Origin of the sequence: Wenzhouxiangella marina, from assembly GCF_001187785.1 — a bacterium.
Lineage (GTDB): Bacteria > Pseudomonadota > Gammaproteobacteria > Xanthomonadales > Wenzhouxiangellaceae > Wenzhouxiangella > Wenzhouxiangella marina.
In genome coordinates this window covers 1,641,097-1,658,465 of record NZ_CP012154.1, presented here as the reverse complement: position 1 = coordinate 1,658,465, position 17,369 = coordinate 1,641,097, and the positions used below count along the sequence as shown (strand labels likewise).

10 protein-coding genes and 6 tRNA genes are annotated in these 17,369 nt (G+C 63.5%); 7 read left to right on the top strand and 9 right to left on the bottom strand.

Annotation, left to right across the window (positions count from 1 at the left end; all coding sequences use genetic code 11):
• Window positions 1-4: 4 nt before the first annotated feature.
• The 3 genes from WM2015_RS06950 to WM2015_RS06940 all read right to left on the bottom strand — a co-directional run bounded on the left by WM2015_RS06950 (window position 5) and on the right by WM2015_RS06940 (window position 6,971).
• Window positions 5-775: an NAD kinase gene (locus WM2015_RS06950; protein ID WP_049725365.1), complete on the bottom strand. Its 771-nt coding sequence runs from the start codon at window positions 773-775 to the stop codon at window positions 5-7.
• Window positions 775-5,718, bottom strand: a complete 4,944-nt coding sequence (locus WM2015_RS06945) for an NAD-glutamate dehydrogenase (protein WP_049725364.1) — start codon at window positions 5,716-5,718, stop codon at window positions 775-777. Before WM2015_RS06945 ends, WM2015_RS06950 begins: the two co-directional genes overlap by 1 nt.
• Before the next feature lie 89 nt (window positions 5,719-5,807).
• Window positions 5,808-6,971 carry an acyl-CoA dehydrogenase family protein gene (locus WM2015_RS06940; protein ID WP_049725363.1) on the bottom strand — a complete coding sequence of 388 codons (1,164 nt, stop codon included), beginning with the start codon at window positions 6,969-6,971 and terminating at the stop codon, window positions 5,808-5,810.
• A gap of 425 nt (window positions 6,972-7,396) precedes the next feature.
• Here WM2015_RS06940 and WM2015_RS06935 point away from each other — a divergent pair.
• Window positions 7,397-7,483 (top strand) — tRNA-Leu (locus tag WM2015_RS06935).
• A gap of 394 nt (window positions 7,484-7,877) precedes the next feature.
• On the opposite strand, the gene WM2015_RS06930 is transcribed toward WM2015_RS06935, so the two are convergent.
• Window positions 7,878-7,963, bottom strand: a tRNA-Leu gene (locus WM2015_RS06930).
• Between the two features lie 41 nt (window positions 7,964-8,004).
• Between WM2015_RS06930 and WM2015_RS06925 the strand changes: the two genes are divergently transcribed.
• The gene (locus WM2015_RS06925) at window positions 8,005-8,724 is read left to right on the top strand and encodes an SOS response-associated peptidase (RefSeq protein ID WP_049725362.1); all 720 of its coding nucleotides are present in this window, start codon (window positions 8,005-8,007) and stop codon (window positions 8,722-8,724) included.
• A gap of 73 nt (window positions 8,725-8,797) precedes the next feature.
• Here the strand turns inward: WM2015_RS06925 and WM2015_RS06920 are convergent, their stop codons facing one another.
• The 5 genes from WM2015_RS06920 to WM2015_RS06900 all read right to left on the bottom strand — a co-directional run bounded on the left by WM2015_RS06920 (window position 8,798) and on the right by WM2015_RS06900 (window position 15,483).
• Window positions 8,798-11,026 carry a M3 family metallopeptidase gene (locus WM2015_RS06920; protein WP_049725361.1) on the bottom strand — a complete coding sequence of 743 codons (2,229 nt, stop codon included), beginning with the start codon at window positions 11,024-11,026 and terminating at the stop codon, window positions 8,798-8,800.
• A gap of 103 nt (window positions 11,027-11,129) precedes the next feature.
• A complete protein-coding gene (gene tadA / locus WM2015_RS06915) occupies window positions 11,130-11,582 on the bottom strand; it encodes a tRNA adenosine(34) deaminase TadA (protein ID WP_049725360.1) in 453 nt (150 codons plus the stop codon).
• A 155-nt stretch (window positions 11,583-11,737) separates the two neighbouring features.
• Window positions 11,738-13,312, bottom strand: a complete 1,575-nt coding sequence (gene guaA / locus WM2015_RS06910; RefSeq protein ID WP_049725359.1) for a glutamine-hydrolyzing GMP synthase — start codon at window positions 13,310-13,312, stop codon at window positions 11,738-11,740.
• A 2-nt stretch (window positions 13,313-13,314) separates the two neighbouring features.
• A complete protein-coding gene (guaB, locus tag WM2015_RS06905; RefSeq protein ID WP_049725358.1) occupies window positions 13,315-14,772 on the bottom strand; it encodes an IMP dehydrogenase in 1,458 nt (485 codons plus the stop codon).
• Window positions 14,773-14,880: 108 nt separating this feature from the next.
• Window positions 14,881-15,483 (bottom strand): class I SAM-dependent methyltransferase, encoded by a 603-nt coding sequence (locus WM2015_RS06900; RefSeq protein WP_049725357.1) that lies wholly within the window; start codon window positions 15,481-15,483, stop codon window positions 14,881-14,883.
• A 372-nt stretch (window positions 15,484-15,855) separates the two neighbouring features.
• Between WM2015_RS06900 and WM2015_RS06895 the strand changes: the two genes are divergently transcribed.
• The 5 genes from WM2015_RS06895 (at window position 15,856) to WM2015_RS06885 (ending at window position 17,369) form a co-directional block, all read left to right on the top strand.
• Window positions 15,856-15,948, top strand: a tRNA-Ser gene (locus tag WM2015_RS06895).
• Window positions 15,949-16,269: 321 nt separating this feature from the next.
• Window positions 16,270-16,653, top strand: coding sequence for a cupin domain-containing protein (locus tag WM2015_RS06890; protein WP_049725356.1), 384 nt, complete (start codon window positions 16,270-16,272; stop codon window positions 16,651-16,653).
• A gap of 116 nt (window positions 16,654-16,769) precedes the next feature.
• Window positions 16,770-16,947, top strand: a tRNA-Ser gene (locus WM2015_RS15840).
• Between the two features lie 86 nt (window positions 16,948-17,033).
• A tRNA-Ser gene (locus tag WM2015_RS15835) sits at window positions 17,034-17,211 on the top strand.
• 66 nt (window positions 17,212-17,277) lie between these two features.
• A tRNA-Ser gene (locus WM2015_RS06885) sits at window positions 17,278-17,369 on the top strand.

Genomic DNA, 17,369 nt, shown 5'->3' with positions numbered 1-17,369 from the left:
CGGATCAGGTCAGGAATTGTTCGTTGAGAATCCGCTCTTCGAGCGAATGCTCCGGGTCGAACAGCAGACGGTGGCGCATGCGCCGACTCTGCCGCACTTCCACCCAGGCCACGTCGCGGAATTCGTCGTAGTCGGCCGTGGCGCTGACGGGCCGCCGGGCCGGCTGCTGCACCTCGAATCTTACCACTGCGGAGGCAGGCAGGATCGCACCCTGCCAGCGCCGCGGACGGAAGGGACTGATCGGCGTCAGCACGATGGCCTCCGTGCCCAGGGGCAGGATCGGCCCGTGCGCTGACAGGTTATAGGCCGTGGAGCCTGCCGCGGTCGCCACCAGGGCGCCATCGGCCACCAGGCGCTCGACACGCTCCTGCCCGTTGACCATGATCTTCAGATTGGCCGCCTGACTGGTCTGGCGAAGCAGGGACACCTCGTTTATGGCCACCGCCCGATGGCTCGTGCCATCCTCACGGCCGGCCTCCATGACCAGGGGCGTGAGTTCGACCAGACGCGCCTGTTCGATACGCTCGATCAGCTCGTCCGGGGCATAGCGATTCATCAGGAAGCCCACGTCTCCGAGGCGCATACCGAAGACCGGCAGGCCAAGATCGGTGTGTTCGTGCAGGGTGTGCAACATGAAACCGTCGCCGCCCAGCACGACGATCACGTCGGCCTGGGCGGGTGCCACGCTGCCATAGCGCTCCCGGCAGACCCGGGCGGCATGCTGCGCACCCGGGTGTTCACTGGCAAGAAAGGCCAGGGCCGGTGACTTCGCCATCAGGAGGTCGCGTTGAGCAACTGGCCGAGGCCCTTGATGGCCACCTGCATCGATGGGTAGTCGGCCTGCCCCATGTTGCGCATTTCCTCGAGCATCACCGACACGCGCGAGATTTCCGCCTCGAAGCGCTTGAACCAGGCCTCGACCGGCTTCTCTTCTTCCCCGCATTCGGTCAGGACTCGACGGGTCAGATGACGGTGGTAGTCGTAGAGCTCGTCGCGCAGATTACCGCGGGCGTGGGCATGCCACTGGCGCTCGACCGGCAGCTTCTCGACCTGCTGACGAAGCCACTTCAGGCTGAGACGATTGAGCAGTTCGAAGTAGATGCGAGTGACCTCGGCCACGTCGCGCTCCTGGGTGCGCGCCTCGTCGACGATGTCCAGCGAGGCGTTCATGTAGCGCAGCTGTGCGATGCGCTGTGCCAGCTCCTCGGGCATGCCCGCCTCGACCAGGCTCGCGCGACGTTCGACCAGTCGGGCCTTCAGACCGCTGCTGAGCACCTTGTCCAGACAGGAAGAGTAGATCTCGATGCCCGGAGCGAAGCGCTGCACCTTGCTCGAAATGTCGATGGCATAACCGCCCGGCAGGGCAATCAGGCGACGCGTCATCTGCCGCAGCAGGTTCCACATCTCGAGGATCGCTTCGGTCTGCAGGGACGCCGGCACCTGGTTGTCCAGGGCTTCGATCGCCGCCCAGTAGTCGCGTGCGCCGAAGATCTCGCGAACCACCGTGTAGGCCTTGGCGATGGTCGCGGAGTTCGCACCGGTGTCCTCTCGCAGGCGCATGGCGAAGTTCGCGCCCATCCGGTTGACGATCGAGTTGGTCACCTTGGTGGCGATGATCTCGCGCCACAGGCGATGCTCCGGCATCAGATCACCGAAGCGCTCGCGAAGCGCGCTCGGGAAATACCCCTCCAGCTCGCGCGACAGGTACGGATCTTCCGGCACATCGGAGGCCAGCAGGTCCTTGTACAGGGTGATCTTGCCGTAGGACAGCAGCAGGGACAGCTCCGGCCGCGTCAGACCCTGGCCGCGTGCCACGCGCTCGCGCAGGGCTTCCTCGTCCGGCAGCTGCTCGAGGTCGCGATCGAACACACCTTGCCGATCGAGCATCGCGATGAAGTGCTCTTCGGCGCCGAGGCGATCGCCGGTCATGCTTTCCATCATGCTCAGGGCCTGGGTCTGCAGGTAGTTGCTGCGCAATACCAGATCAGAAACCTCAGCGGTCATTTCGCTGAGCAGTTCGTTGCGAGCGCTGACATCCAGACGGCCACGATCCATGGCCAGGTTGAGCAGGATCTTAATGTTGACCTCGTGGTCGGAACAATCCACGCCGGCCGAATTGTCGATGAAATCGGTGTTGATCCGACCGCCGCTGAGCGCGTATTCGATGCGACCGAGCTGGGTCAGACCCAGATTGCCGCCCTCCCCGACCACGCGGCAGCGCAGCTCCTTGCCATTGACGCGGACCAGGTTGTTGGCCAGATCGCCGACGTCGGCGTGCGTTTCGGTCTCGGCCTTGACATAGGTTCCGATGCCACCGTTCCAGAGCAGGTCCACCGGTGCCTTGAGCAGGGCCCGGATCAGCTCGTGCGGCGCCAGCGAGCGCTCCTCGATGCCGAGCCACTCGCGCACCTGATCGGACAGCTCGATCGACTTGGCCTGGCGGGAGAAGACTCCGCCGCCCGGCGAAATCAGCTTGCTGTCGTAGTCGGCCCATGTCGACCTTGGCAGCTCGAACAGGCGCTTGCGCTCCTTGTAGCTGGCTTCCTCGTCCGGATGCGGATCGAGGAAGATGTGCATGTGGTTGAAGGCGGCCTTCAGGCGGATATGCCGGGAAAGCAGCATGCCGTTACCGAAGACATCACCGGCCATGTCACCGATGCCAACGACGCTGAAAGCTTCCGACTGCGTGTCCAGACCGAGCTCGCGGAAGTGCCGCTTGACCGACTCCCAGGCGCCCTTGGCGGTGATGCCCATCTTCTTGTGGTCATAGCCGTTCGATCCACCGGAAGCGAAGGCATCGTCCATCCAGAAACCGTGCTCGGCCGAGATCGCGTTGGCGATATCGGAGAAGGTGGCCGTGCCCTTGTCGGCGGCCACGACCAGGTACGGGTCATCGTCGTCGTGACGGACGACCCGCTCCGGCGGACGAATGTCTTCACCGTCCAGGTTATCGGTGATATCGAGCAGGCCGTGGATGAAGCTCCGGTAGCAGTAGACCACCTCGGCAATCATCGCATCGCGATCCTCGCCCTCGGGCGGCTGCTTGACGACGAAACCGCCCTTGGCACCGACCGGCACGATCATCGTGTTCTTGACGTTCTGGGCACGCATCAGACCGAGCACTTCGGTGCGGAAGTCCTCGCGTCGATCGGACCAGCGCAAGCCTCCGCGCGCGACCTTGCCTCCGCGCAGATGGATACCTTCGACGCGCGGTGAATAGACCCAGATCTCCCGATACGGCCGCGGACGCGGCAGTTCCGGCACCAGCGAGGAATCGAGCTTGAAGCTCATGTGCTCATGGGGCTCGCCGCGAGCGTCGAGCTGGAAGAAATTGGTCCGCAGCATCGAGCGGATCAGATCGTAGAAGGCTCGCAGAATGCGGTCCTGATCGGCGGACGTGACGCTGTCGATGGCGCGCAGGATGGTCTTGCGGATCGGCATCGCGTCCGCGTCGGCCTGCCCCTGCTCGAGCCCTTCGCAGAGCTCGGCGACCAGTTCGTGCAGCACCTCGTCCTGATAGCCGGCCAGCAAGGAGCGACACTGATGCTCCAGGCGCTTGCGCGCACTGCCGCGCTGCGCCTTGTTCCAGCGCGCCCGATCGGGGTCGAAGCGCAGCTCGAAGTACTCGACCAGCAGGCGCGCGATCAGCGGCCAGGCCGCCAGGGTCTGCTCCATGTAGGACTGCGAGAACGGAATCCCTGTCTGCAGCAGGTACTTGCAGCAGGCGCGCAGCAATGTGACCTGGCGCCAGCCCATATGGGCCTTGAGCACCAGTCGATTGAAGCCGTCATTCTCGCAGCGGCGGCGCCAGGTCTGCTCGAAGGCAGTCTGGAAGTTCTCGCGAATCAGATCCAGGCGAATTTCTTCCCCGTCGGGCGGGCGCATGTCGAAATCCTGGATCCAGACGCGACTGCGCTGACCCAGGCGCAGCTCGTAGGGCCGCTCCGAGACGATCCGCATGCCCAGGTTCTCGAGCATCGGCAGCACGTCGCTGAGCGGGATCGGATCGCCGTGCTTGAACAGCTTGAAGCGCAGGATGCCGCGCTCACGCTGGCGCGGCTTGTACAGGCTCATGCGCAGGTCGTCGAGATCACGCAGATAGGCCACATTGGCCACGTCGTAGGCGGCCACGCTGGGCGAGACATCCTCCGTGTAGGAGGCCGGGAAGGCATCGCCGTAGCGACGGCTCATCTCCAGGCCCTGCTCTTCGCCGTGCTCGCGCACCAGGATCTCGCTCAACTCGTCGGACCAGGCCCGGACCGCCTGCTTGATCTTGGCCTCGATGTCGGCCAGGTCGTAATCGATCGCCTGCCCGCCCTTCGGGCGCACCACGACGTGCACTCGAGCGAGATTGGACTCACCGACCTGAACCGCGAAGTCGAGGCGTTCGCCCTTCAGGGTCCGCTTGAGAATCTGCTGGATCTTCTGCCGATTCTCCGTATTGAATCGGTCGCGCGGAATGAAGACGAGGCAGGAGAAGAACCGCCCGAAACGCTCGCGACGAATGAACAAGCGGGTCTGGCTACGCTCCTGCAGATCCAGGATGCCGGTGACCAGGTCCAGCAAGTCGCTGGAGGAGGCCTGGAACAGCTCGTCACGAGGCAGGGTCTCGAGAATGTGCTGCAAGGCCTTGCCCGCATGGCTGCCGCGTCGCAGCCCGGACTGCTCGATCACCTCACGGACCTTCATGCGCACCAGGGGCGTGTCCTGGCAGCGGCGGATGTAGGCTCCGGAGGTGAACAGGCCGATCAGGCGCTTCTCGCCGCGGACGCGCCCGTCCTCGTCGAAATGCAGCACCGAAATGTAGTCCATGTAGCCGCCGCGATGGACCGTCGAGGTGCCGTTGGTCTTGGTGATGATGACCGGGTCGTGCACCGTGGGCTCGGCCACGCCGGGCCCGAGATCGGTGATCAGGCGAGCCGGCGCCTGACGGTGCTCGTCGTGCATGATCCCCAGCCCGCTGCCGGGCACGGGCTTGAGTACGCGCCCCTGCGGGGAGTCCTCGATGACGTACTCGCGGTAGCCGAGAAAGGTGAAGTGGTCGTCGGCCAGCCACTCGAAGAAGTCCTGCGTCTCCTTCATCGTTCCCGCCCCCATCGGTGCATGGGTCTCGGGCAGGCGCTCGGCAATGCGCCGCGCCTGCTCGACCATGGCCGGCCAATCCGACACGGCGCGAGCCACATCGGCCAGGCCACTGCGCACGCGACGCTCGATGCGGGCCAGAGTTTCCGGGTAGGTCTGCCGGTCGAACTGGACGTGCATCAGGGATTCCGATGCCCCCTGATCCCCATCGCTATCGTCCAGACCGAGCCAGTGACCGCCCTGATCGCGACGAACGTGCAGCACGGGGTGGACGATCAGGTGGGCCGAAATGCCCAGATCGGACAGGGCGAGCACCACCGAGTCGACCAGGAAGGGCATGTCATCGTTGATGATTTCGAGCACGGTGTGGGTGGTTTCCCAACCGTGCTTGTCGGGCTCGGGATTGTAAATCCTGAGCTTGATCTCCCCGGCCCGGCGCTGCTGGGCGAAATCGAAGAACTGGGTGGCAAGCGCGGCATGCTGGCGCGGATCCACACTGAGCAGTTCATCGGCCGGCGCCCGCCGGAACAGTTCCGCCGCGAAATCGGCGGCCCGGTCCTTGCCTGCGCCCTGGCGAATTGCATCCATGACCTGCGCCAGATGCGCAGCTTTCTTCTGTTCTTCGGTCTTGCTCATCTCGATCAGGCCCCGACTCCCGACGTGATATGGCTGTCAGTCCGCCCGGATTCGGGCGGCTCCTCTTGTTTGTTGTCTCGACCGACCTGTCAGCGCAGGCCGGTTTCCATGCGAGCGATGACCATCCGCTGGATTTCGCTGGTGCCTTCATAGATCTCGGTGATCTTGGCATCGCGGAAATAGCGCTCGACCGGCATCTCCTTGCTGTAACCCATGCCACCATGCAGCTGCACGGCCTGGTGGGTGATCCACATGGCCGCCTCGGAGGCGACCAGCTTGGCCATCGAACCATCCACCGTGAAGCGGGCCCCGGTTTCGACCGCCTGCATCTTGGCCCAGGCGGCGCGCAGGGTCAGCAATCGAGCGGCTTCGAGCTTGCACTTCATGTCCGCGATCTTCTGCTGGATCATCTGGAAGGTGCCGATTTCCTTGCCGAAGGCCTTGCGGTCACGCGCGTACGCCAGGCTCGCATCGTAGGCCGCCTGGGCGATGCCCACCGCTTGCGCGGCAATGCCGATGCGACCGGCATCGAGCACACTCATGGCGATCTTGAAGCCCTGTCCGTCCTCACCGAGCCGGTCCTCGACTGGACAGCGGTAGTCGTTCAGCTCGATCTCACAGGTGGCCGATGCGCGAATCCCCAGCTTGGGTTCGGTCTTGCCGCGCGAGAAGCCCTCGCGCTCGGTGTCGATCATGAAGGCGGTGATGCCCTTGGCCCCGGCGGCCGGATCGGTCGACGCGAACAGCACCAGGTAGCGGGCATGGGGGCCCGAGGTGATCCAGGACTTGCGTGCGTTGATCACGTAGTGCGAACCGTCCTCGCTCAGCACGGCACGGGACTTCATGCTGGAGGCATCCGAGCCGGACTGGGGCTCGGTCAGGGCGTAGGCGCCGATCTGCTCGCCCGAAGCGATCGCACGAACGTACTTCTGCTTCTGCTCTTCGGTGCCGTACTTCAGGATGCCGTTGCAGAACAGGGAGTTATTGACCGACATGATCGTCCCATGCGCCGCATCGGCCGCACAGACCTCCATCAGGGCGAGGACATAGCCGATCGTATCGAGCCCGGAGCCACCGTAGGCTTCCGGCACCTCGATTCCCATCAAGCCCAATTCGCCCATGGCGCGGATATTGTCCAGCGGGAACTCACCAGAGGCGTCGAAATCGGCGGCAACGGGCGCAATCTGGTTGCGAGCGAAGTCACGGGCGGCAGCCTGGATCATCTGCTGCTCTTCAGTCAGTCGAAAGTCCATGGGAACGAAAAAACCTCCATCTTGATAAGGCGAAGCGGCGGAATCGCCGGCAGAGCACAATGGCCGCGAATTATACCGCCCAGCCGTGATCGCTGCCCTGATTCCGCGCCCTCCGACGCCTCTTGGACCGGCGATAGCAGGAAAAAGATATGAGAAATGGATCACATTTTCAGAATTCCCAACTTGACACCGGCCGCGCGGCCCGTAGAATCTGAATTTCCGGAGTGGGGTTCCCCCCTTCCCCTATCCGGTTCGTGGCCGAGGTTCCCCCCTTGCCTCGGCCACATCTAATTCCGAAATCGGCCGGATAATTGAAATCCGGCCGATTTTTTTTCCGGGATAGATGACAAACCGGAAATCCGCGCTTATAATGCGCGGCCTGTCGAGTGATCGACACCGCAAATGGCCCACGGCCACACCGAATTGCCCAGGTGGCGGAATTGGTAGACGCGCTAGCTTCAGGTGCTAGTATTCGAAAGGATGTGGGAGTTCGAGTCTCCCCCTGGGCACCATCACCCCCCCAAGTTTCCAGTCTTCAGCACCTGAAGCGTCATCGACAACCGGCGTAGACGGAGCGGTAGAGCGCATCGCGCTCGTGAGCGCAGTCGAAGCCACCTCACCCGCTAGTATTCGAAAGGATGTGGGAGTTCGAGTCTCCCCCTGGGCACCATCACCCCCCAAGTTCCCAGTCTTCAGCACCTGAAGCGCCATGAACAATCGGCGTAGCCGGAGTGGTTCGGACGCAAAGCGTTCGAGAACGCAGGCGTAGCCACCCCACTCCGCGGAGCCGTAGCGGTAGAGCGCGCAGACCCAGCGAAGCAATGGCCTTGCCCGCCGCCCAACAGCAATGGCTCTGACGCGAAGAGAGTGATTCCGGGGGCCCCGAAGACATCGGGGCAGAATGAATGGTGCCGAGGAGAGGACTCGAACCTCCACGCCATAAAGACACCAGGACCTAAACCTGGCGCGTCTACCAATTCCGCCACCTCGGCACGTGTGCGAATTCTAGCAGCAATCCGATACACTGCCTGCCATGTGTGGACGTGGCGGTATCGACTACGACTGGAAGCGACTGTGGGAGTTCTTCAATCTCATCGGGCCCGCGCCCGAGGGCGGGATTCGCATTCTCAACCTGGCCCCGTCCTGGGTGTCCAAGGGCCAGGTGCACTGGACCCGCGTCCCGATCATTCGATCCGGTGAATCCGGCCGCGAAGCCGCTGGCCTGATCTGGCCACTGATCCCGGCCTGGCTCAAAGGCCAGCTGCCCGATTTTTCCACCGCCAACTGCCGCTCGGAAGCCGGCGTGCCCTTTTCCGAAACGGTTTCGAAGAAGCCGAGCTTTCGCAGCGCCTGGAAAAGACAGCAGCGCTGCCTGGTGCCGTTTTCCTGGTTCTACGAATGGGACCAGCGCAGCAAACCGAAGCAGCCCTGGCGGATCCTTCCACGTGACGGCGCCTTCCTGGTCATGGCCGGGCTCTGGGACCGGTCGCCCCTGGCCGACGGTTCGGTACTCGAATCATTCACGATCGTGACCACCCAGCCCAATCGTTTGCTGACCGAAATCGGCCACCACCGCTCGCCCGTCCTGATCGAAGAGGCCGATTGGGACCGCTGGCTCGAGGGCTCGCCCGAAGACGCGGAGGGCCTGATCCGACCGCCCCCTGACGACGCCATGCGCGCCGAGCCAGTGACCCGTCGGGTCAACAATCCCGGCTATCAGGAGGAGGACCTGCTGGACCCGGAGGCGGCCTGAAATGAAAACGCCGCCCCGGGGGCGGCGTTTTCTGGGACCGGCTGCGGCCGTTCGGGCCGCCGCGAAGACCCTCTTACTCGACGATCAGCAGACCGCGGCGCTCGAGCAGCGGCTCGAGGCCCGGCTCACGACCGGCGAACTCCATGTACAGCTCCATGGCGTCCTTGCTGCCACCCTGCGAGAGGATGGTGTCACGGTAGTGCTGACCCGTTGCGCGATCCAGACCACCGTTCTCTCGGATCCAGAGCACGCTGTCCGCATCCAGCACTTCAGACCAGATGTAGGCGTAGTAGCCCGCGGAATAGCCACCCATGATGTGCGAGAAGTACGGCGTGCGATAACGCGGCGGAACCGGCGCGTAGTCAAAGCCGGCTTCGGCCAGGGCCCGTGCCTCGAAATCCATCACGCCCTCGGCGGGCGGGATCTCGTCCAGGCTCAACTGGTGCCAGGCCTGATCCAGCATGGCCGCGGCCAGGTATTCGGTGGTCCGGAAGCCTTCATTGAAGGTCTCGGACTCGATCACACGGTCCAGCAGTTCGGTCGGGATCGGCTCACCGGTCTGGTAGTGGGTTGCGTAATTGGCCAGCACTTCCGGCCAGGAAGCCCAGACCTCGTAGACCTGCGAAGGGTACTCGACGAAGTCACGGGGGACGCTGGTCCCGGCAAAGCTCGGGTAGTAGACGTCCGAGAACAGGCCGTGGACGGCATGGCCGAACTCGTGGAACATGGTGGTCACTTCGTCCCAGGTCAGCAGCGTCGGCTCGCCTTCCGGCGGCTTGGGCACGTTCAGGTGATTACCCACCACCGGGGCACCGCCCAGCAGACCGGAGTTGACCCGGTAGGAGTTCATCCAGGCGCCGCCGCGCTTGCTCGAGCGCGAGTAGAAGTCGGTGATGAAGAAACCGAGCGAGCTTCCATCTTCCTCGAACACTTCCCAGACCTGGGTGTCCGGGTGGTAGCGCGGGAGATCCGTGCGCTCCTGGAAGGTGATACCGAACAGCTTTTCAGCAGAGAAGAAGACGCCGTTGACCAGCACGTTGTTCATCTCGAAGTACGGGCGCACTTCGGAATCGTCGAAGTTGTACAGGTCCTGCTTCACCATGCCGGCGTAGTAGTCCCAGTCCCAGGAAGCCAGCTCGAAGGGCTCGTCCTCGACTTCGTTGATCTTGGCCTGGATCGCTTCACCTTCACGGCGAGCACTGGCAACGGCCACCGGGGCCAGACCGGACAGCATTTCGTTGACGCGCTCGACGGAGCCGGCCGTCTGCTGCTCGAGGCCGTAGTCGGCATGCGTGTCATAGCCCAGCATGTTGGCACGTCGGGTACGCAGTTCGATCACCCGCGACACGATCGCGGTGGTGTCGTACTCGTTGCCACGGCTGCCGCGGGACAGGGAAGCGGTGTGAATGCGTTCGCGGGCCTCACGATTGCTCAGGGAGCTGAGCGGCGGCTGGCCGGAGGTATTGAGCAGGGTGATCACGTACTGCCCTTCTTCCAGTCCACGGTCGGCGGCTTCCGCGGCCGCCGAGGCGATGCGTGCTTCGCTCAGGCCGGCAAGGGCTTCCGCGTTGTCGAAGACCACGGCCGAATCATTGACCTCGGCGAGGACCTTCTGACTGAACTCGGTGCCCAGGCGCGCCAGCTCGGCGTTGATGGCCCGAAGTTCGTCCTGCTGTTCCGCGCTCAGACGCGCTCCGGCACGGACGAAGTCCGTGTGATAACGCTCGAGCAGACGCAGGGACTCCGCATCCAGATCCAGCGACTCGCGCTGGTTGTAGAGAGTCTCGATCCGAGCGAACAGTGCCGGATTGAGATTGATGGCGTCGCTATGCGCCGACAGACGGGGCGACATCTCCCGCTGCACCGCCTGCAGGTTCGCGTTGGTGTTGGCGCCGGACAGGTTGCCGAAGACGCGCATCACGTAGCTCAGGGTCTGGCCGGACTTTTCCAGCTCGACGATGGTGTTCTCGAAGCTCGGCGGCTCCGGATTACTGGCGATCACTTCGATCTCGGCCAGGTGTTCGGCCATGCCCTGCTCCATCGCGGGCTTGAAATGCTCATCGGCGATCTGATCGAAGGGCGGGTAGCCATGCGGATGCGGGCTGGCAGCCAGCAGCGGGTTGCTGGCCTGGTCGGCCTCGGTACCCTGCTCGCTGCCCTCGGTTTCGGTGGAAGTCGCGCTCTCTGCGGCCATTTCGGACGGCGACTCGGAGGCCGGCTCCGCTGGGGTCTGGGGCTCGGAACAAGCGACCAGGGCGAGCGACATCAGCGCCAGCAGCAAAGTCAACAAATGATTCTTCATGCGGTTTCCTTGGGAGGTAAAACGGTTGAACCAGCCGGGCATATTAGCACTTCCGAGTCAAACGAATCCGTGCCGTTAGTCACGCTCTACGGGGCGCGTTCGATCAGCGGCGACGCCGGAAGAAGGCCCTCAGCATGTCGCCACACTCCTCGCCCAAGACGCCACCGCGCAGCTCGCAGCGATGGTTGAGGCCGGGATGATCCAGAACCTGGAACACGGATCCCGCTGCGCCGGTTCTCGGGTCGCTCGCACCGAAGACCACACGCTGGATCCGGGCCAGCACGATGGCGCCAGCGCACATGCTGCAGGGTTCGAGGGTGACGTAGAGGGTCGTGCCCGGCAGACGATAGTTACCCTCGGAACGCGCCGCCGCGCGCAGCGCATTCATTTCAGCATGAGCGGATGGATCCGAATCCCGGATCATGGTGTTGAAGCCCGCGCCGATCACCGCCTCATCCCGCACGAGCAGTGCACCGACGGGCACTTCGTCGATCGCTTCGGCGCGCCGCGCCAGAAGCATGGCCTGCGACATCCAGTACTCGTCTCGCGACTGCATGAATTGAATCCCTTTGCTCGATCGGCTTCGCACGATGCAGCGAAGAGGGCGGTTTCAGCGGCCGTACCCTCCTCGCCCGGGGCTGCGCACGAGGCGATCAGCGCATCCGGGGCGTCCGGAGCGAGCCGGCCCTTCCGGCTCCCTCCGGGACGCCCTCATTCCCACTCGATCGTGGCGGGCGGTTTACCGGAAATATCGTAGACAACGCGCGATACACCGGTGATTTCATTGATGATCCGGCGCGCGACATGATCGAGGAATTCGTGGTCCAGGTAGGCCCAGCGTGCGGTCATGAAATCGATGGTCTCGACGGCCCGCAGGGCGATGACGTACTCGTAGCGCCTCGCGTCACCGACCACTCCCACCGATTTGACCGGCAGGAAGACGGCGAAGGCCTGGCTGACCTTGTCGTAGAGGCCAGCCTGGCGAAGCTCGGAAATGAAGATATGGTCGGCCTTCTGCAGCGGCTCGACGTACTCCGGTCGCACCTCGCCGAGAATCCGGACGCCCAGACCGGGTCCGGGGAACGGGTGACGCATGACCAGTTCCGCCGGCAGACCGAGCTCGACGCCGATCCGGCGAACCTCGTCCTTGAACAGCTCCCGGAGCGGCTCCACGAGCTTCAGATTCATGTCCTCGGGCAGACCACCGACGTTGTGGTGCGACTTGATGACCTTGGCCTTGCCCGTCTTCGCGCCGGCCGATTCGATCACGTCTGGATAGATCGTGCCCTGAGCCAGCCAGGACGCTTCCTGATGGCGTTTGGCCGCCGCTTCGAACACGCGGATGAATTCGCGCCCGATGATCTTGCGCTTTTCTTCGGGGTCCGACACACCGGCCAGCGCGTCCATGAACTGATCGCGAGCGTTGACCCGCTCCACGCGCACACCGAGATGCTCGGCGAAGATTGCCATCACCTCGTCACCTTCCCGGTATCGGAGCAGACCGGTGTCGACGAAAATGCACAGCAATTGATCGCCGATGGCCTGGTGCAGCAAGGCGGCCACCACCGAAGAGTCGACACCACCGGATAATCCAAGCAGCACCGTGTCGTCACCGACCTGTTCTCGGACCCTGGCGATCTGGTCTTCGATGATCGCCTCGGTCGTCCAGCTGGCCTCGCAGCCGCAGATCTCGAGGACGAAGCGCTCCAGCAATCGGCGGCCCTGCTGCGTATGGGTCACCTCCGGATGGAACTGGAGGCCGTAGAGGTGCGCCTGATCGTTGGCCATGCCAGCGATCGGCGCCGATGCCGTGGTGCAGGTCGTGACGAAGCCTTCGGGCAACTCGGTAACCTTGTCTCCGTGACTCATCCAGACCTCGAGCACACCGCGACCGTTGCCATCGACCCGATCCTCGATGCCCCGAAAGAGCTGACTGGGTTGATCGAGCGTCACTTCGGCGTAGCCGAATTCCTTCTCATCCGAGGCACTGACACGGCCTCCGAAGTGCATCGCCATGGCCTGCATCCCGTAGCAGATGCCCAGCACCGGAATCCCCAGATCGAAGACCACCGGGGGAATGCGAGGGCTGTCTTCCAGCGCCACCGATTCGGGTCCGCCGGAAAGGATGATGCCGCTGGCGCCGAAATCACGAATGTGTTCGTCACCGACGTCGTAGGGAAGGATTTCGGAGTACACCCCGATCTCGCGCACGCGCCGTGCGATCAACTGGGTGTACTGGGAACCGAAGTCGAGGATCAGGACTCGATGCTGATGAATGTCGGTCATGGTCAGCCCAGCTTGTAGTTCGGTGCTTCCTTGGTGATCTGCACGTCGTGCGCATGGGACTCGCGCACGCCGGAGCCGGTGATGCGAACGAAGCGCGCCTTGGTGCGCAACTCGTCGATCGTGGCGCAGCCACAGTAGCCCATGCTGGCACGCAGGCCGCCCATGAGCTGATGAACGACACCACTGAGATGGCCCTTGTAGGGCACCCGGCCTTCGATTCCCTCGGGCACCAGCTTGTCGGCTTCGGCCTCACTCTGGAAATAACGGTCGGAGGAGCCCTTCTGCATCGCGCCGAGCGAACCCATGCCGCGATAGCTCTTGTAGGAGCGGCCCTGGAAGAGTTCCACCTCGCCGGGCGCCTCCTCGGTGCCGGCCAGCATGGAGCCGATCATCACCGTCGACGCCCCCGCCGCGATGGCCTTGGCCACGTCACCCGAGAATCGAATTCCGCCATCGGCGATGATCGGCACGCCGAGATCACGCACGGCCTGGGCCGCAGCGGACACGGCGCTGACCTGCGGAACGCCGATCCCGGCCACGATGCGCGTGGTGCAGATCGAGCCCGGACCCTGCCCGATCTTGACGCCATCGGCACCGGCCTCTGCCAGGGCACGAGCGCCGTCGGAGGTGGACACGTTGCCGCCGATGACCTGCACCTGCGGGTAGTGCTTCTTGGTCCAGCGAATGCGATCGAGCACGCCGACCGAGTGTCCGTGAGCCGTATCGACAACGACGATATCGATGCCGGCGGCCACCAGGGCTTCGATGCGATCCTCCGTATCCCCGCCGGTCCCGACCGCCGCTGCCGCGAGCAGCTGCTCGGAGCTATCCTTGGCGGCGTTCGGGAAATCGCGGGACTTCTGGATGTCCTTGACCGTGATCAGGCCACGCAACTTGAAGTCCTTGTTGACGACCAGGACCTTCTCGATGCGGTGCCGATGCAGCAGCTCGAGCACCTCGTCCTGACTGGCCCCCTCCTCCACCGTGACCAGCTTGTCCTTGCGCGTCATGATGTTGCGGACGGGATCGTCCAGCTTGCGCTCGAAGCGAAGATCCCGGCTGGTCACGATTCCGACCAGCTCATCGCCGTCGACGACGGGAACGCCGGAGATATTGTGCTCACGGGTCAGATCGAAGACTTCCCGGATGGTCGTGTACGGGCCCACGGTGATCGGGTCCTTGATCACGCCGGCTTCGTACTTCTTCACGATCCGGACCTGCTCGGCCTGGCGCTCGATCGTCATGTTCTTGTGGATCACACCGACACCGCCGGCCTGGGCCATGGCAATCGCGAGCTTGGCCTCGGTCACCGTGTCCATCGCGGCGGAGGCCAGCGGGATATTGAGTCTGAGATCGCGGGTGATGCGAGTGGAAAGATCGACGTCCTTGGGCAGAACCTCGGAGTAGTCCGGAACCAGGGAAACGTCGTCGAAGGTCAGGGCTTCGTCAATCAGGCGCATGGGCGTGGGCTCCGGCAGGTAAATCCCGCCATTATATCAGCCAACGGACCTTTCAGCGTCCCGGAGTCAGCCCTCCCGCTCCGTCAAATCGATCTGACCGAGGGACGATCAGGCACCCGGCCGCCGCCAGAGCCAGAAACGCATCGGAGGCACATTGAACAGCTCGAACTCGAAGGCCTCCGGCTTGCCGAGCAGTGGCTCGCTGAACTTCGCCACATGGGCCCGAAACTGGTAGGCCAGAAAACGACCGCCAGGGGCCAGGTTGTCCCGGATCGCTTCGATGATCGTATCCGCGATCTCTCTGGGCATCGTGGAGAAAGGAATGCCGGAAATGACGGCATCCGGGCCGGGAAGCCCGTGACTCGCCAGGATTTCACCCAGATCGGCCGCACTCCCGATGTGGCTGATCAGGCGTGGGTCACCGATGTCATCGAGCATGGCCGAAAACTGCGGATCCAGCTCGATCGTCAGCAGTCGCCCATCGGCAGGCATCGCTTCGAGGATCGCCCGCGTCGTGCCACCGGTACCGGGCCCGAGTTCGACGACACACCTGGCGTCGGCCAGCTCGGACATCGCCGTGATCCGACGCTCCATGAAGCGGGAGCTGGGGATGATCGAACCCACCTGCTCGGGACTGCGCATGAATCCGCGAAAGAAGTCGATACTGCGCACTGAACGCCGATTGTCTCGCTTGCGGGTCTCTTCCAACATCAATGCCTCAACGGTTTGGCCCGGCTGATTGCACCGGACTGTGAATACTCCTGCGGCATTCTAGCAGCAACAGGTCTTTACCCGAACAGGCTTTGGCGTTATCCTTTCGCGCTTCGCGAGCCAAGCAGCCCCCTTTGCCCGCAAAACCGCCTTCCTAGGTGGCACAATACAGTTTACGGAGAAGTGGCCGAGTGGCTGACCCGAGCATCGCGAGGACGATGCGCAGGGAACGCAGTGACCGGAGCAACCCGAAGGGCAAGCGCCCGTAGGGCGTGCAGTCAACGCGCTCCCCCGCGGTTCGAAAGAACCGCCCGATCGACCCAGTCGATCATGTCGCCGGCAACCGGCGGCAACGTTACAATTCGAGTTTACGGAGAAGTGGCCGAGTGGCTGAAGGCGCTCCCCTGCTAAGGGAGTATGGGGTTTATAGCCTCATCGAGGGTTCGAATCCCTCCTTCTCCGCCATCATCGAAAAAGCCCGCCGTGTGCGGGCTTTTTTGATGATCGTGGACAAGGGGACCACGGATTGGAACCCCGTTCGAACCGAGCCGAAGGCGAGCTCGCTGGAGCGCAGCGACAGTCCGAAGGACAAGCCACCGAAGGTGGCGCAGCAATCCCTCCTTCTCCGCCATCATCGAAAAAGCCCGCCGTGTGCGGGCTTTTTTGATGATCGTGGACAAGGGGACCACGGATTGGAACCCCGTTCGAACCAACCTCTTCCCCAAACCCTTCCATGCAAAACCGCTAAACTACCCACTATCCCCACTCCCCCATGGAGATCGAAGCATGAGCGAGATCGACAAGAACATCGTCCCGATCGTCAAGATGACGATGGACAACGACGCCTTCCGGGACGAAGTCATCACCGGCAAGGAAGCCCAGGTGGTATTGATGACCATCCAGCCCGGCGACGAGATCGGTGCAGAAGTCCACGATGACCACGACCAGATCCTGGTGATCGTCGAAGGCCAGGGCCAGGCCGTGCTGGAAGGCCAGGCTCGCGAAATCGGCGCCAACGACCTGATCTTCGTGCACGCGGGGTCTCAGCACAACTTCATCAATACCGGAGCCAAGCCGCTGCGCCTGTACACCGTCTACGCCCCACCCGAGCATGCGGCTGGCGTCAAGCACGACACCAAGGCCGAAGCCGACGCCGCAGAACATCACTGAACCTGGCGCAGACACGCGTTCACCCAGCGGCCAAGATTCTGTACAATACGCGCCCCAAGCGACCCCGGCAGAAAATCGCCGAACGCACCAGGTCTCGGAGAGGTGGCAGAGTGGTCGAACCGAGCGTAGCGAGCTCGGTGCGAAGCAATCCGGCGCAGCCGGACGAGCGGCACAGCCGCGAAGCCAATGCGGCGGTCTCGAAAACCGTTAACGGGTGAACGCCCGTTCGAGGGTTCGAACCGAGCCGCAGGCGAGCTCGCTGGAGCGAAGCGACAGCTATCCCTCCGCGGTTCGTCGGAACCGCCCGGATCGACCAAACCGGGCAATCCGCTGAAATTCGGCGGCGACAATTGAGTTTACGGAGAGGTGGCAGAGTGGTCGAACCGAGCGTAGCGAGCTCGGTGCGAAGCAATCCGGCGCAGCCGGACGAGCGGCACAGCCGCGAAGCCAATGCGGCGGTCTCGAAAACCGTTAACGGGTGAACGCCCGTTCGAGGGTTCGAACCGAGCCGCAGGCGAGCTCGCTGGAGCGAAGCGACAGCTATCCCTCCGCGGTTCGTCAGAACCGCCCGGATCGACCAAACCGGGCAATCCGCTGAAATTCGGCGGCGACAATTGAGTTTACGGAGAGGTGGCAGAGTGGTCGAATGCGGCGGTCTCGAAAACCGTTAACGGGTGAACGCCCGTTCGAGGGTTCGAATCCCTCCCTCTCCGCCA